Below are 20,080 nucleotides of genomic sequence, written 5' to 3'. Positions count from 1 at the left end.
GACTGCGACAGTGCCCTTGACCGGGCCCGTGACGGCACCCCTGACCGGGCCCGCGATGGTGCCGCTGACCGAACTGGTGGCCGGCGGCGACGTCGTGGTGCTCAGCGGCGCCGGGTTGTCCACCGAGTCGGGCATCCCCGACTACCGGGGCCCGAGCGGGCGGGCCCGGCGCGCCGAGCCGATGACGTACCAGCGTTTCACCGGCAGCGCCGAGGCGCGCCGGCGCTACTGGGCGCGCAGCCACGTCGGCTGGCGGCAGATCGGGCAGGCCGCGCCCAACGCCGGCCACCGCGCGGTGGCCGGCCTGGAACGGCGCGGCCTGCTGTCCGGCATCGTCACCCAGAACGTCGACGGCCTCCACCAGGCCGCCGGCGCCCGCCGGGTGATCGAGCTGCACGGCGGCCTCGACCGCGTCGTCTGCCTGTCGTGCCGCGAACGCACCCCGCGCGCCGAGCTGGAATGCCGGCTCAGCGCGGCCAACCCGCGCTGGGCCGCCGAGGGCCGGATCAACCCCGACGGCGACGCCGCCCTCACCGACGCGCAGGTCGCCGGGTTCCAGGTGGTCGACTGCGACTCCTGCGGCGGGCTGCTCAAACCCGACGTGATCTTCTTCGGCGAGAACGTGCCCCGAGAGCGCGTGGACGAGTGCTTCGCGCTCGTGGGCCGGGCGCGCTCGCTGCTCGTCCTCGGGTCGTCGCTGGCGATCAGGTCGGGGCTGCGCTTCGTCACCAGGGCCGCCGAGCTCGGCCTGCCCATCGCCATCGTCAACCAGGGCCCGACCGGCGGCGACGCCGACGCCGCGCTCCTGCTCGACGCCCCGCTCGGCGCGACGCTGACCGAGCTGGCCGCCCGGCTCTGACGACCTTCGCGCCCCGCCCCGCCTCCGGCGCGGCACAATGGAGGGCATGCCTCCTCGTCCATGCCCCTGCGGTCTGCCCGCGTCCTACGCGGACTGCTGCGGGAGATTCCACCGCGGTGAGGGGTCGGCCCCCACCGCGGAGTCGCTCATGCGGTCCAGGTTCAGCGCGTTCGCCGTGGGCGACGAGGCCTACCTCATGGCCACCTGGCACCCCACCGACCGCCCGGCCCGCCTCGACCTCGACAGGAAGGTCGCGTGGGTGGAGCTGGAGGTGCTGGAGAGCACCGGCGGCAGCCCCGTCCACACCGAGGGCACCGTGCGCTTCCGCGCCCACTTCGTCAACCGGCGGGTGCCGGGCGTGCTCGACGAGCACAGCCGGTTCGTCCGGCTCGACGGCCGCTGGGTCTACGCCGGGGTCGTCGCGAGCGGCCGGTAGTCGCAGTCGTAGCCGAAGTACCGCGGCCCGGCCAGCTCCAGCCCGCCCGGCGAGGTCCAGCGCGGGTCGCAGGGCACGGCGACGACCGTGACGCGCAGGCCGTAGCGCATGGCCTCGGTGGTGACCGGCTCGCCCGAGTCGGTGTCCAGCACGCAGATCAGGTCGGGCGTGGTGGCCACGATCTCGCCGTCCCGGCGGGCCAGCAGGTGCTCGTTCTGGAAGCTGAGCTCCAGCGTGCCCGTGCCCTCCAGGCGGGCCTGGCCGCGGGCGAAGCCGCCGGTCGTACGGCGTTCCACGTCCACGACCTTGCCGGTGAACAACTTCAGGCCGCCCAGGACGTCCAGGGCCGCCGCCACCGGGTCGGCGTGACCGGCGCGGGCCAGCCGTACGGCCCGGCCCAGGTCCTCGGCCAGCGTCAGCGTGGCCGGCACGAGCCCGTCGCGCAGCTGGTCGCCGCGCATGACGGTGTCGGCGCAGGAGACCTGGCAGCCCATCTGCACGCACGCCGCCCTGGCCAGGCGCTCGGCCCACACGTTGGACACCGTCTCCAGCACCAGCGTGTTGCCCTTGTCGTCGGCCAGCGCCATCGGCGTGTTCGGCACGCCGATCAGCGTCGGCAACACCATCTGCGCCTCGGGGAAGGCGCGGCCCATCGCGTCGCCGTCCACGATCGGCAGGCCCGCCTGCGCGGCGGCGGCGATCGGGATCATCGAGTTCACGCCGCCGACCTCGATGGGCACGATGTGCGTGGCCGGACGGCCGAGCACCGCCTCCAGGGCGCGCAGCGCGGTCAGCTCCTCGGTGCCCGCTGGCAGCTTCTCCAGCAGCACGGTCGGCGCCCCCATGCCCGACACCGCGACGACGGTCGCGTCCGCGGGCACCTCGTCGATGGCGACCAGCGGCACGGGACCGTGCCTGCGGATCGCCTCGCGGGCCAGCAGCTTGCCCACGTACGGGTCGCCGCCGCCGCCGGTGCCGAGGATGCCGGCGCCGCGGGCCATGTCGTCGAGCCGGTCGATTCCGATCTCACGCATCGATCTTCTCCAGGTCCAGGTCGCCGACCGCCTTCACCCTGATCCTGGTGGCGTCACCGGGCAGGTAGGCGAGCGGCAGTTCTTCCACGTCCACGATCCGCACGCTGCCCGCGCGGGCGCCGCCGCGCTCGGCACGGATGATCGCCTCGCTCTTGGCCTCCTCCAGGATGCGTTCGCGGGGACCGGAGAAGACCCGGTCCACCTCGCCGCCGACCTGGGCGATGGCCGCGCCGACCGCGTTGGCCACCTCGAAGTGCGCGGGGCGGCGTACGTCGTCGAAGCCCGGCAGCTCCTCGATGAGCACGCTGCCGCCGCCGACCAGCACGACGGGCAGCGGCGCGGACGAGGTGCGCATGCGGTCGACCGCCTCCGAGACACGCTCGGCGATGAGCTTGAGCGCGCGTTGCGGATCGACGTGGGCGACCTTGGCGCGGTCGCCGATGTCGGCCAGCCCGGCGGCCACGGCCAGGTCGGTGGCGGTCAGCGTGCCGCCGCCGAACACCAGCGCCTCCTCGGTCAGCCGGTAGCCGACGCTGCGCGGGCCGGTCGTGCCGTCCTCGGCGACCAGCGAGCCGCCGCCGATGCCGATCGACAACACGTCCGGGATGCGGAAGTTGGTACGCACCTCGGCGACCAGCGCCTCCCCGGCGGCCTCGCGCGGGAAGCCACCGACCAGGATGCCCACGTCGGAGGTGGTGCCGCCGATGTCCACGACCGCGCAGTCCGTCAGCCCCGACAGGTACGCCGCGCCGCGCATCGAGTTCGTCGGCCCCGACGCGAACGTGGCCACCGGGTAGCGGCGGGCCTGGTCCACGTCCATCAGCGTGCCGTCGTTCTGGGACAGGAACAGCGGCGCGTCGATCCCGGCCACCCGCAGCGCCTCACTGAACGCGGCCACGGTACGGCCGGCCAGCGGGCGCAGGGCCGCGTTCACGATCGTGGCGTTCTCCCTGGCCAGCAGGCCGACCCGGCCGATCTCGCAGGACAGCGACAGGTGCACGTCCGGGCCCAGCTCGGCGGCCAGGATCTCCGCCGCCAGCCGCTCGTGGGCGTCGCTGACGGGGGAGAAGACCGAGGAGATCGCGACCGTGCGCAGGCCGCGCCGCCTGATGTCGGCGGCGACCTCGCGCAGCTCGTCCGGGTCGGGCTCGGAGATGGGGGCGCCGTCGTACTCGCAGCCGCCGCGGCACAGGTGGACCGTGCCCTCGACGGCCTGGCGCAGCCGGTCGGGCCAGTCCACCAGTGGCGGCAGCGCGGCCGTGGCGGGCAGGCCGAGCCGTACGGCCGCGACCGGCTCCAGCCGGGCGGCCTCCACCAGGGCGTTGACGAAGTGGGTGGTGCCGATCATCACCGCCGACACCCGGGTCGCGCCCAGGCCGGCCAGGGCCGCGGCGACGCCGCCCGTGACGTCGGCGGTGGTGGGGGACTTGACGGTGGCCAGCACCTGGCCGTCGTCGCCGATGAGGGCGGCGTCGGTGTTGGTGCCGCCCACGTCGATGCCGATACGCATAAAGGAGGACTTTCTTCTCAGACGGTGAGCGCGGGCCGCTCGACGGGGACCTCGCGGGTGCCGCGGACCAGGCCGAGCCGGCCCGCGACGACGTAGCCCACGCCCGCGAGGATCAGGGAGTTCAGGGCCGGGATGCCGTACCACTGGTAGTGGTCGCTGAGCCAGCCGATCAGCGCGGCGGCGGTCCAGATGACCAGCGTGGCGGGCACCCAGGTCGGCTCGGTCTCGGGCAGCGTGCCCGTGGCGCGGGAGGCGTCCAGCGCCGGGCGCCAGCGGCGCACGATGAAGTACTCGGCGACCATGATCCCGGCCACCGGCGGCGTGATGACGCCGAGGATCAGCAGGAAGTCGGTGAACCGCTCCAGGATCCCGGCGGCGGCCAGCACGCTGCCCAGCACGCCGATGCCGACCGTGACGGCGACCCGGTTCAGCCGCCGGCCGATCGTCGACTCGACGGCGTTGAGCAGGCCGAGCGCGGCCGAGTACAGGTTCCAGTTGTTGATCTTCACGGTGGCCGAGATGAGGATGACGACGCCGACCACGCCCGAGGAGGCGGTGATGATCGCGATCACGTCCGAGGACTTGACCGCGTAGGCCAGGAGCACGCCGGCCAGGCCGAGGACGTACTCGCCGAGGGAGATGCCGACGAGGGTCTGCTTGACCACGTCGCCGGTGTTGCGGTTGAACCTGGTCATGTCGGGCGTGGTCACCGCGCCGATGATGTACGACCCGGCCACGATGGTGGCGCCGGTCGCGATGCTGATCGGCTCGCCGAACGGTGGCGAGGCCACCAGCGTGCCCAGGTCGTGCCGGGAGATCTCCACCCACATCGCCCACCCGGCCAGGCCGAGGAAGGCGGGCACGGTGATGAACGCCGTCATCCCCATCGCCTTGAAACCCCGTACGACCAGCAGCGTCACGCCGATCCCGGCGATCATGGCCCACACCCACAGCGGCAGCCAGGACATGATCGAGTGCAGGCCCGCGGCGAAGACCGCGGTCTGCACGCCGAACCAGCCGAACAGGCTCAGCGCGATGATCACGCCGATGATCGTGGAGCCGTACCGGCCGAAACCGGTCCAGCGGGCCAGCAGGGACGTGGACAGGCCCTCGCGCATCCCGGCGATGCCGACGAAGATGCAGACCACCTCCAGGATCACCGAGCCGAGCGTGAACGCCCAGAACGCGCCCCAGAACGACAACCCCGCGCCGAGCGTGGCGCCCAGCAGGAACTGCGTCAGGTCGGAGAGCTGGCCGAACCGCTGCACGGCCACGTTGAACCAGGAGTAGCGGGCCGCCTGTGGCACCCGCTCCAGCGGGTAGTCGGAGTCGGTCATGGTGGGTTTTCCTTTACCTCGGGGGGTCTTGCGGGGGCTCACGGGTGGGGGCTGGGCTCACGAATCGGGGCTCACGGGCGGACGGTCTTTCACGGGCGGGCTTTCACCGGCGGACGGGCCTTCACAGGAGTGAGGGCGGGCCGGCGGCGCGGGCGCGCAGCCGGACGAACGGGCCGGGCAGGTAGGCCAGCGGGATCTCCTCCACGCTGATGACCCGTACCTGCCGCGGATCGGCCCCGGCGCGCACGGCCGCCGCCCTGGCCTCCTCGGCCACGGGTTCGAGCGCCGCCGGCAGCGCCGAACGGTCGGGCAGGCGGACGATGCGCTCGTACTGGCCGCCGACCGGGCTGACCGCCGCGCCGATGGCGCCCGCGGTGGGCCCGTGCTCGGGATGCAGCCCCTCCGGTACGGAGTGCGCCCCGCCGCCCACGACCACGAGCGGCAGCAGCCCCGCGCCCGGCTGCAACCGGTCCACGGCCTCGGCCAGCTCGGCGGGGTCCACCGGCCTGGCCACCCTGATCAGCCCGGGGATGCGCAGCCCGACGGGCACGCCGCCGATGTCCGCGCCGCCCACGGCCTCCTCGGGATAGCCGCCGGCCAGCACGCCGACGCGGACCCGTGTGGCGCCCACATCGGCGACCACGGCGTCGCCGAGCCCGGTCAGCGCGCCCGCGCCGCGCAGCACGCTGGCCGGGCCGCTGCCCAGGCTGAGCCCGGGATGGCGGGCCAGGTGCTCCAGGCTCATCAACGTGCCGTCGCCGCGGGTCACGAACGCCGCCGCCCCCGGGCACAGGCCGTCCAGGGCGGCCGCCAGCCCGCCGGAGACCGCGCCGGCGAACCCCGACAGGGCGGCGTCCAGCACGGTCGCGTTCTCACGTTCCAGCAGGCCGAGCGAGCCGAGGTCGGCCGACAACGCGATCGGCACGCCCTCGCCCAGCTCCGCCCTGACGATCTCGGCGGCCTCGCGTTCCTGCTCGCCGTCCAGGGGCGAGAACAGGCCCGCCACGGCCACGGCCTGGGCGGCGCCCGCCACGCTCGCGGCGAAACGGGCCACGGCGTCGCGGTCGAGGGGCGTGCGGTCCTCGCGGTCGAGCCCGCCGCCGCCGTCCACGACGGCGGTGCCCGCGTTCACGGCGTCCCGCAGGTCCGGCGGCCAGCCGGACAGCGGGCGCACGGCGGTCGCCGACACCCCGGCGATGCGCAGCACGGCGACCCGGCGCAGCCCGGACCGCCTGGTCACGGCGGTGGCGGCGCCGCGCAGGCCGACGGCGACCTGGGTCGGCACACCGTCCAGGGGCAGGCGTTCCAGCGCGGCGCGCACTCCGGCCACCGGGTCGCCGGGGATCGAGGCGATCTTGACGGTCGCGCGCACGGTCCCGTCGTCGGCGACGACGGCCGCGTCGGTGTTGGTCGGCCCGACGTCCACCCCGGCCCTCACGTCCCGGCCTCCGGCCGCTCGCCGGAACCGGTGGGGGAGGGGCTCAGGCCCGTGCCCGCCGGGCTTTCCGTCGTCACGGGAGTGGCCGGTGCCGGTGGGGGAGGGGTGAGGCCGGTGAGACCGAACGCGGCCGGCCCCGCCAGCTCCAACCCCTCAGGCGTGTGCCAGACGGGATCGCAGGGGACGCGCACCACGCTGACCCGCAACCCGTACCGGACCTGCTCGGCCTGCACCACCTCGCCGGTACGCGTGTCCAGCATCGCGATCACGTCGGGCACCACGGCCAGCGGCACGCCGTCCTCGACGACGGCGACGAACTCGCTGGCCGCCTGGATCCGTACCAGCCGTCCCTGGTCGGCGCCGAGCCCTTCGACCAGGATCGACCCGGCCGTCTCGGCGACCTTGCCGGTGACCAGCGGGTCCGGCAGCCGCGTCCCCAGGCGCACGGCCCGCGTGACCGAACCGAGCGCGGTGGAGGCGGCCACCTGGTCGCCGCGCATGATGTACTCGCTGGTCGCGACCTGGCCGCCGAACGCCTCCAGCGAGGCGCGTACCAGCCGCTCCAGCCAGCCGCCGGTCACGTGGTCGACGACGACGGTCCGGCCGCGCTCGTCGCACAACACGGCCGGGGTGGGCGCGATGCCGCGCAACTGCATCACCGTCTGGTCCATACGGGGGAAGGCCCGGCTCATCCCGTCGGCGTCCACCAGCGGCAGTCCGACGCGGGCCGCCCACGCCACCGCGAGGCAGCCGTTCGCGCCGCCTATCTCGCTGGCCAGCACCGCGCCGACGCGGGCGCCGTACAGCTCCTCGATCTTGTCGCGCAGGTAGACGGGCTCGTCGGTGCCGCCGACGCGCTCGGACATCACGGCCGAGGAGCCCGCGGTGCCCACGGGCATCACCAGCAGCGCGGGGTCGAGCTCGGCGGGCTGGACGACGCGTACGGGCCCGTGGTCCTCCAGCGCCTGCAGCGCCGCGGCGCGGGCGATGGTCACGGGACCGCCGCCGCCCGAGCCGAGCACGGCGCAGCCGCGGGCGAAGGCGGGCAGCAGCCCGGTGTCGATGTCCACCCTTCCGAGGTTACGAAGCCGCAGGTCAAGCCGGATGTTCCCACAGCACCTTTTTGGCGGGCTTCGTGTGCCGATGGCACACTGATGGCATGTACCTGCTGGAAGAGCTGCGTCCGCTCGCCGGTCCGGACACGCCGGCGGCGGCCTCGGGCGTACGCCTGGTGGAGGACCTGGGCGGGATCGCGGGGCAGCCGCCGGGGTCGGTGCTCGTCCTGACGGGCGCGGCCTCGCGGCAGGCGGCCGGGTACCGGCTCGACGTCGCGCTGCGGGACGCCGCCGCGGCCGGGGCGGTGGCACTCGTCCTCACCGCCGAGACCGAGGTCGACCGCAGCGCCGCCGCCCTGGCCGAGCGCGGCGGCGTCGCGCTGCTGGCGGCCGGGGGCGACCTGGCCGAACTCGTGGTGGCCATCGACCGGGCCATCGCGGGCGACGCGGCCGACGCGCTGGTCCGCGCCGCGCGCGCCGCCGAGGCCGTGACGCACGCGGGCGGCGCGCCCGAACGCATCGCCGAGGCCGCCGGCGCCGCCCTCGGCCTCACCGTCCACGCCGACGGCACCACCTTCACCACCAGCCCCGTACGTTCCGAGGCCGGGCCGGGCCGGGGCGGGACGCACCTCGACCGGGCGGCCGGGATCGTGCTCAGGCTCGCCTCGCTGGCCGCCGCCGCGGGCCCCGCCGACGAGCTGCCCGGACGTTCGCGCGCCCAGCTCCTCACCGAGCTGCTGGTCGCCTCCGAGAACCAGGCGCAGGAGCTGGCCCCCCGCGCCAGAGCCCTGGGCCTGCCGATCGACGACTGGCACGTCGTCCTACGCCTCGAACCCGCCGACCCCGCGTCCACTTCCGCCGCCGACCCCGCGTCCGACGGCGGTCAGGAACGCTACGCCCTGCTGGAGACCGCCGCGTCGCGGGCCGTGCGCGCGGCCCGCGAGCTGGGCGGCGCCGCCTGGAACGCCGCGATCGCCGGCGACGCGCTGATCGTGGTCCGCAGCCAGCGCCGCGACCAGGGCAGGGCGGGCCTGCGCGAGGCCGTACGCGACGCCGCCCGCCTGCTCGAACGGGTCCGCCCGGCGGGCGCCGACCTGCGTTGCGGGGTGAGCACCGCCCGCCAGGGACTGCTCGGCCTGCGCACCTCCGCCTCCGAGGCGCGTACGGCCCTGCGCCGCAGCCCCCTGCCGCTGGTCACGTACGACCTGGCCGGCCTGGACCGGATGCTGGAGGAGTGGTACGCCTCCGACGCCGCCCGGCACGCCGTCAGAGAGCTGCTGCAACCCATCCTCGACCTCGGCGGTGAGCGGGCCGGCCACCTCCTGGCCATCCTTCGCGCCTACCTCGACCACAACGGCTCGCCCGCCCGCGCCGCCGAGGAGCTCCACCTGCACCGCAACGCGGTCAGCCGGAACGTGCGCCGCATCGAGACCCTGCTCCATGCCGACCTCGACGACCCGCAACAACGGCTGGCCCTCCAGCTCGCCTGCCGCGCGGCCTCCTTCCGCTGAAGGACGTCCCTCCGGGACCCTGCTCCCATCCCGCGTTCGCCCGCCAGGACGAGGAAACCCGCGTACCGGATCCCTAGATTCGGGACATGATGCGAAAAGCGCGGCGCCTGCTCGCCTGGTGCGCGGGCCTGGTGCTGGTGGCCGCCTGCGCGGGCCTCGGCTACGAGACCGCCGCCCGGCGCGGCGACGCCGCGCGTTTTCCGCCGCCCGGCCGCCTGGTGGACGTGGGCGGCCACCGCCTCCACCTGCGCTGCACCGGGTCCGGCGGCCCGGTGGTCGTGCTCGAAGCGGGCCTGGTCGAATCCAGCGCGAGCTGGGAGGTCGTCCAGCGGCGGTTGTCCGCCGGGCTGCGGGTGTGCTCCTACGACCGGGCCGGCTACGCCTGGAGCGAGCAGGGCCCGGGGCCGCGCACCGCGGGCCGGGCGGCCGCCGAACTGCGCGCGCTGCTCGCCGCCGCGGGCGAACCCGGCCCGTACGTCCTGGCCGGTCACTCCTACGGCGGCGAGATCGTCCGCCTGTTCGCCGCCCGGTACCGGGACCTGACGGCCGGCCTGGTGCTGGTCGACGCCACCGACGAGGGGGCCGCGGCGGCCATGCGGGTGTCCAGGCCGCTGGTGGCCGCCCAGCTCACCGTCAACCAGGCGCTGGCCAGGATCGGCCTGCTCCGGCTGGCCGGGGACCTCCTCGTGCCCGGCGACGCCACCGCCGCGGCCCGCGCCGCCGCCCCCGTCGTCTACGGGCCGGGCAGCATGGTCGCCGCCAGGGCCGAGGCGTGGGCCTCGCTCGACAGCGCGCGGGAGGTCGCCGACGCGGCGCGGGAGCCGGCCGGGCCGCCGGTCGTGGTCGTCATCCCGTCCGGCGGGCCGCCGGACGCCCTCGACCAGGCCCGGCGGGTGGCCGCCCGGTCGACGCGCGGGCGGGTCGTCGTGGCCGCCACCTCCGAGCACTACGTGCAGTACTGGCAGCCCGATCTCGTCGTCGCCGCGATCCGGGAGACCGCCGCCTTCACGAAACGCTGAAACTGGGTCTTGCCCGTTCGGTCAAGTCGGCTTTCAATGATCGAGGTACCGGTGATCCTTGGAGGAGACCGATGCGTGGCTCACGGGCGTCCGCCGTCATCCTGATGATCGTCGTCTCGACGTTCCTGGCCTCCGGGCCGTCGTCATTGCCGGCCGTGGCCGGACCGGGCGATCCGGAGCCCGCCTCGCTGGTCACGCTCTCCGTGCCGGACAAGGCCGCGATGGAGCGCCTGGTCGCCTCCGGCGCCGACCTGACCGAGCGGGTACGCCCCCAGGCCGACGGCAGCGTCCAGGTGGACGCCGTCCTCACGCCCAGCGCGCTGGCCGGGCTGAAGTCGATCGGCGTGGGCCTCGCGGCCGGCACGCCGTCCGCCGCCAAGAAGACGCCGAGCGCCACCGCCGCGCAGGACCAGATCGTCATCGAACGGGCCGTCTGGTACAAGTCCCGCGACGGGTACTTCCTGTCGGTCGAGGCCAGCAGCAGCGCGGGCGAGGCGGCCGTGCTCACCGCCACCTGGACGGGCCGCCGCGGGGTCACCGGGCAGGTCGCGATGGTCCCGTTCGTGGACGCCGGCGCGTACATGGGCCACCAGTTCAGCACGCCGTCGCCGGTGACGGCCGAGCCGCAGCGCGTCACGGTCACCTCGGCGACCGGTGGCAAGGCGGAGGCCCGCGTACGCGAATGGCCCGACGGCGAGCGCCCCGACCGCCAGGCGCCGGGCTACCAGAAGGACTTCGTCACCCAGTACATGCCGCCCGCCCAGCTGAACGAGCGGATCCAGGCGCTGCACCGCCGCTACCCGGCGCTCACCGACATCATCCAGCTGCCCAATCTCACCAACGGCTACCGCCGCCACGCCCAGGCCCTGATCGGCACGCCGCCCGGCGCCGCGATCGTGGTCACCTCCGACGCCTACGGCTCCGAGGGCGGCAACGACGTCTCCGTCGAGTTGGCCGCCCCCGGCGCGCCGGACCGGCCGCTCCAGGTGAGCGTGAACGGCAGGCAGGTGACCGTGAGCCTGGCCACCGACGGCTCCGGCACCCCGGTGAGCACCGCCGCCCAGGTCGTCGCCGCGGTCAACGCCACGGCGGGCACGGGCGTCAAGGCCGCCGCCTACCGCACCGACCCCGGCGCGGGCGTCATGGCCCCGGCCGCCGCCACCCGGCTCACCGACTCCCTCAAGGCGCCCGCCGACGTCTCCCGCGCGCCCATGCGGGTGCTGGCCCTGCGCGTCGGCGTCCACCGCGACGGCTCGCGCACCGGCGTGCTGGCCTACGCCCAGGAGCACGCCAGGGAATGGGTGCCGCCGCTGGTCACCGTCGAGGCCGCCGAACGCCTGCTGCGCAACTACGCCCGCGACCCCGCCACCCGCAAGCTGCTCCAGCGCACCGACATCTTCATCGTGCCCACGGTCAACCCCGACGGCGCGAACTACAGCTTCTACGACTTCAACAGCCAGCGGAAGAACATGACCAACCACTGCCCGGCCGCGCAGTCGGACCCGGCGCAGCGCAACACGTGGGGCGTGGACGTCAACCGCAACTACGCCGTGGGCTCCCTGACCGACGGCTACTTCGGGGCCTCGGCCAACTGCCAGAGCGGCACGTACGCCGGACCGGCCGAGCACTCCGAGCCGGAGAGCCGCAACGTCGTCTGGCTGGCCCAGAAGTACCGCAACATCAGGTTCGCCATGAACGTGCACAGCTACGGCGGGTACTTCATGTGGCCGCCCGGGGCGTACAAGCTCGACGGCCGGGTCGCGCTGCCCAGGCCCACGGCCGACCAGGAGGCGTACTTCATGCGCTCGGCCCGCACGATCGAGCAGGCCATCGCCGCCGAGCGCGGCACGGTCATCTGGCCGCAGCAGACGGGACCGGTGACCGACGTGCTGTACTCGGCGGCCGGCAACTCCGCCGACGAGCTCTGGTACGACCACGGCATCTACGGCTGGGACTTCGAGGTCGGCGCCGACCTGTGGAACTCCTCGACGCGGACGTGGGAGGGCGTGGGCTTCCAGCCGCCGTTCGAGGAGGGGCACGCCGAGGCCATGGAGTTCGCCTCGGGCCTGATCTCGCTCGTCGGCGTGGCCTCCGGTTTCAGGGAGCGGTGACGCGCCGGAAAAGGCGCAGGTCATGGGGGGAATGCCGGGTCGTTGCCGGTGGTTTACATAGTCATACCCCGTGGGCTTTGGCTGTGGTTGATGCTGTTTGCCCGGGGTTTGCGGTTCAAGGGTAGATCATTGCCCGTTTTGGGGTGTTTGGTTTGCGTTTGTCCGTTTCTTGGGTTAGTGTTGTATCTATCCAGCCGGTGAACGACCCGGACACCATCACGTCCGCGTCAACCACCCGCATCTGTTTGCGCTCCACGTAGCGACCTGAGGCCTTCGCGCCCGGCTACGACCTTTTATGTCTTGTCTGAGTCATGTGAGCGCACGCCCCCTCGTGATCGATGTCACCTAGGAGATTGCCTGATGACTGCTGTTCGCCTGCGTTCGTTCGCCATGCTTTCGGCCGCTGCGCTGTCCGCGCTGACCATCGGCGCCGCGGCCCATTCCGCCAACGCCGACACCACCAGTACCGAGATGAACGGTCAGGGTGTGCTGGCCGGGGCCACTACCGCGTCGTATTTCTGGGACGACTCCTCGGGTCGTGCCGGTGACACGGGTCTGCCGGCTGCTGGTAAGCCGATGCAGAAGGGTCTTGCCGCTTCGCCGTCGTGGCCGCTGATGACCGAGGGGTATGTGGTCTATCAGGGTAAGAAGCTGCCGTTCTTCGTGGGTGACCGTGGTCCTGGTGATCCCTCCAGTCGTGGGGTGATGCTGGATCTGGACGCCAAGACGTTCGCGGAGCTGACCGGTGGCCGGTTCAATCCGGACACGCTGGGGGTTGATGGTGTGTCGGGTGAGGGGCACATCAAGATCCAGTACGTGATCACCAAGTGGGGCGACGGGGTCGGTAAGAAGGCTGCTCCGGTGCCGTTCGAGACCGGTGCGTGGCAGCAGAAGGACGCTGCCAGCACGGCCACGGTGTCGGTGAAGAAGTAGGAAGACGTGTGAGAAGGGCGTTCCCTGCGGGGGACGCCCTTCTCGCGTTTCTCAGAGCACCGAGCCCGACGGCCCGGGGCGAACCGGCCCAGGTCGGCGACCGGGGGTCAGGCCGGGACGCGGGTGACGAGGATGCCGTCGTCGTCGCTGAACAGCTCGGCCCCCGGCGAGAACGTGACGCCGCCGAACGTCACCGGCACATCCCGCTCGCCCGCGCCCGTCTTGCCGCCCTTGCGCGGGTTCGAGCCGAGCGCCTTGACGCCGAGGTCGAGCTCGCGCAGCGCGACGACGTCCCGGACGGCGCCGTGGATCACCACGCCCGCCCATCCGGCCGCGACCGCCTCGCCCCCGATGACGTCGCCCACCAGCGCGGCGTGCAGCGAGCCGCCGCCGTCCACCACCAGGACCCGTCCCTCGCCGGGCTCCGACAGGATCGCCTTGAGCAGGGCGTTGTCCTGGTGGCAGCGTACGGTGGCGATCGTGCCGTGGAAGGCGCGGCGGCCGCCGTACTGGCGGAGTTGCAGGTCGCAGGAGTCGAGCTCGTCGCCGCGCTCGTCGTACAGGTCCGCGGTGTTCATGGGGGCCTTTCCTCGTGGGGTCAGCGGTCGCGTTCATGCTGCCACGCCGGGATCACACGAGGTCGGCCAGCCGGTCGGCCTGGCCGGGGTCGCGGCCCCAGCAGTAGAGCATGACCTCGTCCGCGCCCAGGTCCCGGAGCCGGGCGAGGGCGTCGCGGATCGCGGCGGGCGTGGTGTGCAGCCCGGACAACATGTAGTCGGACGCGCCCGAGGTCGCGTAGTAGGCGCCCATGGAGGCGCGGGCGTCCTCGATCACCTCGTCCGGTCCGAGCGCCACGGTGATCTGGGAGACCAGGCGCGGCGCGCCCTCGCGTCCGTGCTCCTTCCAGGACGTGCGTACGGCGTCGAACAGCGGGCCCACCCAGGCGGGCGGCGCGGCGGCGAGGAAGCCGTCGCCCCACCGGGCGACGCGTTCGAGCGCGACCGGCTTGAACCCGCCGAACAGCAGCTCCGGGCCGCCGGGACGGGCGGGCGCGGGCCCGACGGGCCCGGCCTCGTCGCTGAACGGGCCGCCCGACCACAGCCGCCGCAACACGGGAAGCTGCTCGTCCATACGCCGCCCCCGGGTACGCAGGCCGGTCCCGGCGGCGGCGTGGTCGTCGGCGCGGCCGCCCACGCCGAGGCCGAGCACCAGCCGGCCGCCGCTCAGCCGGTCGAGCGTCGCGGCCTGCTTGGCCAGCAGCGCCGTCTCACGCAGCGGCGGCAGCAGCACCTCGGTCTGCAGCCGGACCCGGCTGGTGGCGCCCGCCAGTACGGCGAGGGTGACGAGCGGTTCGGGGTTGTCGTAGACGAGCCGGTCGAGCAGGCCCAGCGTGCTGAACGGGCCCGCGTCGGCGCGAGCGGCCCAGTCGAGCAGAAGGGCGGGGTCGGCGATGGGCAGGCCGAGGCCGACGTTCATGGATGCCTCCGAAAGAAGAGAACGGCAAAGGAACGTGCCGCCCCTCCATGCACCTCGATGGGTGTCGCGTTCCCGCTCTGCGGCGTGCTTCCGGGGAAACGCAGGTTCAGAGTGATCTCATCGTAGGGCATGCCCCTGGCGGCACATGCGCGCCGGGGTCGTCAGCGGGCGTTTCCCGCGCGCAGCCAGGAGACGTAGTCCGCGATTCCGGACGCGGTGTCGTAGGCGGGCTCGAAGCCGGTGTCCTCGCGCAGCCGGGTGATGTCGAGGTGCAGGTCGCGGCCAGGGCCGGCGGGGTCACGGCCCTCGCGCAGCTCGACCCGCGCGCCGGGCACGGCCCGCCCGATCGCCTCGGCGACCTCGCCGTTGGTGGTCATCCGCCCCCCGGCGACGTTGTACGTACGGTGCCGCAGCCGGTCGGCCACCTGGAGCAACGCGATCGCCCGCCCGCAGTCCTTGACGTAGCACAGGTCGCCGCCGTCCTCCGCGTTTGCGCCCCACGCGGGGGACGTCAGGTCGGGCACCTCGCCCCGTACGGCGGCGTGCACGAGCTGCGGCAGGACGAAGAACGGCGAGCGCGGGTGGCCGAGCGGCCCCCAGATCGCGCCGATGCGGAGGTTGACCACGTCCAGGCCGGTGGCCCCGGCCAGATGGCCGGCCACCAGCTCGCCGATCTTCTTGAACGTGGGGATCGGGTGGTGGGCCGTCATCGGCAGCGGCAGGTCCTCGGCCAGCGGGCTCGGGGCCTCGACGCCGCCGTACACGCCGATGGTGCTGGCCAGGCCGAGCCGCGACACCTGCCACTCGGCGGCGGCGTGGAAGACGTTGAGCAGGCCGGCGACCGACTTCCGCACGCCCTCGACCGGTTCGTCCGCGCCGGGAGGCCACGGCACCGAGCCCGCCAGGTGCACGATTCCGGTGATCTTGTGCCGGTCGCCCAGGCCGAGCAGGGCGGCCCGGTCAGTGAGGTCGGCCTGCTCGACGACGAGCCGCCCGTCCGCCTGGCCGGCCAGCGGCGCGGTCACCTCGGGGGCCCGGCGCTGGACGAGCACGACGGATTCGCCCAGGTCGAGCAGCGCCCGCGCGGTGTGGGTGCCGATGAAGCCGAGCCCGCCCGTGATGAGGATCATTCCCTCAACTCCTTTTCATCAGTATCGCTGATCGTCAGTGACACTGATGATTAACGTAATACGAGGGGGCGTCGCCTGTCCAATGGGGGAGGAATCTCGACAATTAAGTATAAAATAGTATTTATTGGGAAGCCGATCTCAGAGGAGTCGCATGAAGGGCCGTTTCGAAGCATGGCCGCGCTGGTCACCGGCGCCGCCTCGGGCATCGGCGCGGCCACCGCCGCCCGGCTGGCCGGCGAGGGCGCCCGCGTCCTGCTCGCCGACGTGGCCGACGAGCGCGGCGCGCGGGTGGCGGAATCGGCGGCGCGTACGTCCACTGCGACGTCGCCTCCCCGGCCGGCTGGGCACGGCTGAAGGAAGAGGTGTTGTCCCGCTTCGGCCGCCTCGACGTGCTGCACGCCAACGGCCCCGGCCGGGTCGTGCCCGCGCGGCCGGTCCACGAACTGCCCGAGTCCGACGGGGACCTGCAGATCGACGTCACGCTGAAGGCGGCCTACCTGGCCGCCCGTACGTTCTGCCCGTTGCTGGCCGAGGGCGGGGGAGCGCTCGTCATCACCTCCTCGGTGCACGCGGCGACCGGCATCCCCGGCTGCGCCCCCTACGCCGCCGCCAAGGGCGGCCTGCAGTCGCTGACCAGGCAGCTCGCCGTCGAGTACGCCCCCGCCGTACGGGTCAACGCCGTCGTACCTGGGCCGATCATGAGCCCCGCCTGGGACGACATCGGCCCGGCCGAGCGGGCGGCGACCGTCGCCGAGACGCCCGCGGGCCGCTTCGGCACCCCCGAGGAGGTGGCCGCGGCCGTCGCCTTCCTGGCCGCGCCCGAGGCGTCGTTCATCACCGGGGCCTGCCTCAACGTCGACGGCGGGTGGAGCGTTTCCACCACGTCCTCCTGAGCGAAAGCGAAGCCCATGAAGATCGTGTCCATGGACACCCTTCTCGTCCCCCCGCGCTGGCTGTTCCTGCGGGTGCGCACCGACGAGGGCATCACCGGCTGGGGCGAGCCGGTGGTCGAGGGACGGGCCGAGACCGTCCGGGCGGCGGTCGCCGAGCTGAGCGACCACCTCGTCGGCGAGGACCCGCTGCGCATCGAGGACCACTGGCAGGTGCTCACCAAGGGCGGCTTCTACCGGGGCGGTCCCGTGTTGTCCAGCGCGGTCGCGGGCATCGACCAGGCGTTGTGGGACATCGCCGGCAAGGCCGCCGGGCTGCCCGTGCACGCGCTGCTCGGCGGCCCGGTGCGCGAGCAGGTCCGCATGTACGCCTGGATCGGCGGCGACCGTCCGGCCGAGGTCGCCGAGCTGGCCGCGGCGCAGGTGGAGGCCGGGTTCACCGCCGTCAAGATGAACGGCTCGGCCGAGCTGACCGCGATCGACACCCCGGCGCGCACCCGCGAGGTGGTCGACCGGGTGGCCGCCGTACGCGCGGCGATCGGCGAGGACAACGACCTGGTCGTGGACTTCCACGGGCGCATGTCCACCGCCATGGCGCGGCGGCTGCTGCCGCTGCTGGAGCCGTACCTGCCGCTGTTCGTGGAGGAGGCGGTGCTGCCCGAGCACTCGCGCAACCTCGCCGCGCTGGCCGCCGCCACGTCCATCCCGCTGGCCACCGGCGAGCGCCTGTACTCGCGCTGGGACTTCCGCGACGTCATCGGGCACGGCATCGCGGTCGCCCAGCCCGACGTCAGCCACGCGGGCGGCATCTCGGAGGTACGCAGGATCGCCGCCATGGCCGAGACCTACGACGTCTCCATGGCCCCGCACTGCCCGCTCGGCCCGATCGCGCTGGCCGCGAGCCTGCAACTCGCCTTCGCCGTGCCCAACTTCCTCATCCAGGAGCAGAGCGTCGGCATCCACTACAACCGGGGCAACGACGTGCTCGACTACCTCGTGGACCCGGGGCCGCTCACGTTCGAGGGCGGCCGGGCCGTCCGCACCGACCGGCCCGGCCTCGGCATCGACGTGGACGAGGCCGCCGTGGAACACGCGGCCCGGCGCGGGCACCGGTGGCGCGGGCCGATCTGGCGGCACGAGGACGGTTCCTTCGCCGAATGGTGAGGTGAACCCAGGGGCGGCGGATCCGGAATCATCCCGCTAAAGTTCTTGATCCGGTCCGCCGCTGTCTCCAGGGAGCCACGCCCTCATGCCGAACGCAGAGCCCTTACGCCCTGGAGATCCCACGTCCTTGGGAGCCCACCGGATCACCGGATGGCTGGCCTCCGGCGGCCAGGGCGTCGTCTACCTGGGCCAGGCGCCCGACGGGCGGCCGGTGGCGGTCAAGGTCCTGCACGGGATCGTGCCCGGCGACCGGTTCGCCGCCCTGACGGAGGCGGCCCGCCGGGTGGAGCCGCAGGGCGTCGCGCGGGTGCTCGACGCGGCGTGGGGACGGTTGTCGTACATCGTGAGCGAGTACGTGGAAGGGCCGTCGCTGGCGGAGGCGGGCCGGATCGGCGGCGGGCACCTGCGGCACCTGGCCGTCGGCACCGCGACGGGACTGGCCGCGGTGCACCGGGCGGGGCTCACGCACGGCGACCTCAAACCCTCCAGCGTGCTGCTCGGCCGGGACGGCCCGCGCCTGGTCGGGTTCGGCGCCGCCGGCACCGGTCCGGGCTTCGGCCGCGCGGGGGCGGGGACCGGGCCCGCGGACGCCTCCGACGGCGGCGCGGTGGCGTACAAGGCGCCCGAGCAACTGGACGGCGGCCCGGCCGGGGCGGCGGCGGACGTCTTCGCGTGGGCGTCGGTGATGGTGTTCGCGGCGACGGGACGGCCGCCGTTCGGCGACGACGCCCCGCTCGCGGTCGCGGGGCGCGTCCTGCGCGGCGAGCCGGAACTCGGCGACCTGCCGGACCCGCTGCGCCCGATCGTCCGCGCCTGCCTGGCCAAGGACCCCCAGGCCCGGCCGCCCATGTCCGCCGTCCTGCCTCTCCTCCTGGGCGAACCTCAGCCCGGCCCGCCCGCCGCCGTACCCCCGCATCCGGCTCCCCCCGTCAAGGCGGGTGGCGTGGCGGGCGCCGCCGGCGGTACCGGGCGGTCCGTGTGGGCGAGCGGGCACCGGTTGCCGGTGATGGCGCTGGTGGCGGGGGTGGTGACGGTGTCCGTGGCGGCCGGGGTCGTGGTGTGGAACTCCGGCAAGCGGCAGGCGGACGCCGAGGTGCGCGCCGCCCACGGGAGCGTACGGACGTCCGCGGCCGGACCGTCCAGGCGTGGTACGGCCGAGCCGCGGACCGCGAGGACACCCCGGCAGCGCGTGGCCCGCCCGCGCCCCACCCCCTCCGCCACCCTCCCAGGGGAACGGTCCACACCCTCCGCCACCTCCACGACGGGCGGCCCCACGCCGACCCCGAGCGCGACACGGGCGGCCTCGTTCACCCTGGCGTACGTGCGCGTCCAGGGCTCATCGAAAATCAACAGCGCGGGTGTCACCTGCTACACCGGCTCGCTGAACTTCGCCGCGGGCGTGGACGCCAGCCGCCCCGGCGCGCCCTTCTCCTACCAGTGGATCTACGACGGCCGGGTCGTCGAGCGCGGCTCGTCCCGCCTCCCGGCCGGCAGCCGCAGCGACTACGTGCACTCCAGGAGGCTGGTCACCCCGGCGGGCGGCCGGCACACCGTCACCTACCGGATCCTCGGCCCGTCGCCCAGGGCCAGGTCCGTCGCGTTCACCATGTGCACGCCGTAGGGGGAACACGAAAAGGGCGGTCCCGCGTGAAGCGGGCCCGCCCTTGTGAAACAGGTTGTTTTTCGTCACATGCCGTAGCGCGTCACCCAGTCGCCGTTGTACCGGCCGCCGTAGCAGCTGAGGTCGGTCGGGCTCTGGAAGTTGCGGAAGACGAAGCCGCCGCCGACGCGGCACCGCAGCGAAGAGACGTAGAAGCTGTGCGGACGCCCGTCCCACTCGCGGTCCTCGTCCCAGTTACGGTCGCCGTCCCACTCACGGTCCTCGTCCCAGTTACGGTCGCCATCCCAGTTACGGTCGCCGTCCCACCTGCGGTCGTCCCCCTTGTGGTCGTCCCCCTTGTGGTCGTCCCCCTTGTGGTCGTCGCCCTTGTGGTCGTCGCCCTTGTGGTCTTCGTGCCGGTTGTGGTCGTTGTCCCGGTCGCGGTCGCCGTTCCACTCGCGGTCGCCGTCCCAGTCGCGGTCGCCGTCCCAGTCGCGGTCGCCGTTCCACTCGCGGTCGCCGTCCCAGTCGCGGTCGCCGTTCCACTCGCGGTCGCCGTCCCAGTCGCGGTCGCCGT

16 protein-coding genes and 2 pseudogenes are annotated in these 20,080 nt (G+C 73.8%); 9 read left to right on the top strand and 9 right to left on the bottom strand.

Features of this window, described 5'->3' with window-relative positions; genetic code table 11:
* Positions 1-55 precede the first annotated feature (55 nt).
* Both IEZ27_RS41995 and IEZ27_RS41990 read left to right on the top strand, forming a co-directional pair.
* Complete coding sequence (locus IEZ27_RS41995; protein ID WP_189652442.1) at positions 56-859, top strand: NAD-dependent protein deacetylase; 804 nt, start codon at positions 56-58, stop codon at positions 857-859.
* 148 nt (positions 860-1,007) lie between these two features.
* On the top strand, positions 1,008-1,295 hold the full coding sequence (locus tag IEZ27_RS41990; protein ID WP_308427342.1) for a YchJ family protein: 288 nt from the start codon (positions 1,008-1,010) through the stop codon (positions 1,293-1,295).
* Here IEZ27_RS41990 and IEZ27_RS41985 read toward each other — a convergent pair.
* From IEZ27_RS41985 to IEZ27_RS41965, 5 genes are all read right to left on the bottom strand, one after another.
* A complete protein-coding gene (locus IEZ27_RS41985) occupies positions 1,265-2,329 on the bottom strand; it encodes a DUF917 domain-containing protein (protein WP_189652366.1) in 1,065 nt (354 codons plus the stop codon). The genes IEZ27_RS41990 and IEZ27_RS41985 overlap by 31 nt on opposite strands.
* The gene (locus tag IEZ27_RS41980; protein ID WP_189652365.1) at positions 2,322-3,839 is read right to left on the bottom strand and encodes a hydantoinase/oxoprolinase N-terminal domain-containing protein; all 1,518 of its coding nucleotides are present in this window, start codon (positions 3,837-3,839) and stop codon (positions 2,322-2,324) included. The genes IEZ27_RS41985 and IEZ27_RS41980 overlap by 8 nt, the downstream gene beginning before the upstream one ends.
* 17 nt (positions 3,840-3,856) lie before the next feature.
* Positions 3,857-5,176: a purine-cytosine permease family protein gene (locus tag IEZ27_RS41975; protein ID WP_125642347.1), complete on the bottom strand. Its 1,320-nt coding sequence runs from the start codon at positions 5,174-5,176 to the stop codon at positions 3,857-3,859.
* Between the two features lie 121 nt (positions 5,177-5,297).
* A complete protein-coding gene (locus IEZ27_RS41970; RefSeq protein ID WP_189652364.1) occupies positions 5,298-6,614 on the bottom strand; it encodes a hydantoinase/oxoprolinase N-terminal domain-containing protein in 1,317 nt (438 codons plus the stop codon).
* Positions 6,611-7,684 carry a DUF917 domain-containing protein gene (locus IEZ27_RS41965; protein WP_125642353.1) on the bottom strand — a complete coding sequence of 358 codons (1,074 nt, stop codon included), beginning with the start codon at positions 7,682-7,684 and terminating at the stop codon, positions 6,611-6,613. The genes IEZ27_RS41970 and IEZ27_RS41965 overlap by 4 nt, the downstream gene beginning before the upstream one ends.
* Positions 7,685-7,773: 89 nt before the next feature.
* On the opposite strand from IEZ27_RS41965, the gene IEZ27_RS41960 reads away from it, so the two are divergent.
* From IEZ27_RS41960 to IEZ27_RS41945, 4 genes are all read left to right on the top strand, one after another.
* Complete coding sequence (locus IEZ27_RS41960) at positions 7,774-9,180, top strand: PucR family transcriptional regulator (RefSeq protein ID WP_189652363.1); 1,407 nt, start codon at positions 7,774-7,776, stop codon at positions 9,178-9,180.
* Positions 9,181-9,266: 86 nt separating this feature from the next.
* A complete protein-coding gene (locus tag IEZ27_RS41955) occupies positions 9,267-10,199 on the top strand; it encodes an alpha/beta fold hydrolase (RefSeq protein WP_189652362.1) in 933 nt (310 codons plus the stop codon).
* A 71-nt stretch (positions 10,200-10,270) separates the two neighbouring features.
* Positions 10,271-12,310, top strand: coding sequence for a M14 family zinc carboxypeptidase (locus tag IEZ27_RS41950; protein WP_229824819.1), 2,040 nt, complete (start codon positions 10,271-10,273; stop codon positions 12,308-12,310).
* Between the two features lie 360 nt (positions 12,311-12,670).
* Positions 12,671-13,243 (top strand): hypothetical protein, encoded by a 573-nt coding sequence (locus IEZ27_RS41945; protein WP_189652361.1) that lies wholly within the window; start codon positions 12,671-12,673, stop codon positions 13,241-13,243.
* 107 nt (positions 13,244-13,350) lie between these two features.
* Here the strand turns inward: IEZ27_RS41945 and rraA are convergent, their stop codons facing one another.
* The 3 genes from rraA to IEZ27_RS41930 all read right to left on the bottom strand — a co-directional run bounded on the left by rraA (position 13,351) and on the right by IEZ27_RS41930 (position 15,849).
* On the bottom strand, positions 13,351-13,821 hold the full coding sequence (rraA, locus tag IEZ27_RS41940; RefSeq protein WP_125642413.1) for a ribonuclease E activity regulator RraA: 471 nt from the start codon (positions 13,819-13,821) through the stop codon (positions 13,351-13,353).
* Positions 13,822-13,873: 52 nt separating this feature from the next.
* Positions 13,874-14,719 (bottom strand): LLM class flavin-dependent oxidoreductase, encoded by an 846-nt coding sequence (locus IEZ27_RS41935; RefSeq protein ID WP_189652360.1) that lies wholly within the window; start codon positions 14,717-14,719, stop codon positions 13,874-13,876.
* A gap of 161 nt (positions 14,720-14,880) precedes the next feature.
* Entirely contained in the window at positions 14,881-15,849 is a 969-nt protein-coding gene (locus IEZ27_RS41930; protein WP_189652359.1) for an NAD-dependent epimerase/dehydratase family protein, read from the bottom strand.
* Between the two features lie 171 nt (positions 15,850-16,020).
* Between IEZ27_RS41930 and IEZ27_RS41920 the strand changes: the two are divergent.
* From IEZ27_RS41920 to IEZ27_RS41910, 3 genes and pseudogenes are all read left to right on the top strand, one after another.
* Positions 16,021-16,742: pseudogene (locus IEZ27_RS41920) on the top strand (SDR family NAD(P)-dependent oxidoreductase).
* Between the two features lie 15 nt (positions 16,743-16,757).
* Positions 16,758-17,903 (top strand): galactonate dehydratase, encoded by a 1,146-nt coding sequence (dgoD, locus tag IEZ27_RS41915; protein WP_189652357.1) that lies wholly within the window; start codon positions 16,758-16,760, stop codon positions 17,901-17,903.
* A 127-nt stretch (positions 17,904-18,030) separates the two neighbouring features.
* The gene (locus IEZ27_RS41910) at positions 18,031-19,524 is read left to right on the top strand and encodes a serine/threonine-protein kinase (protein ID WP_229824817.1); all 1,494 of its coding nucleotides are present in this window, start codon (positions 18,031-18,033) and stop codon (positions 19,522-19,524) included.
* Positions 19,525-19,589: 65 nt separating this feature from the next.
* Here IEZ27_RS41910 and IEZ27_RS41905 read toward each other — a convergent pair.
* Positions 19,590-20,080 (bottom strand): annotated as a pseudogene (locus IEZ27_RS41905) (MSCRAMM family adhesin SdrC); the annotation flags it as partial.

The sequence above is a fragment of the Nonomuraea spiralis genome (assembly GCF_014648435.1).
GTDB classification, from domain to species: Bacteria; Actinomycetota; Actinomycetes; order Streptosporangiales; family Streptosporangiaceae; genus Nonomuraea; species Nonomuraea spiralis.
The sequence above is the reverse complement of the archived record's forward strand: the minus strand, read 5'-3'. Positions and strand labels throughout refer to the sequence as shown.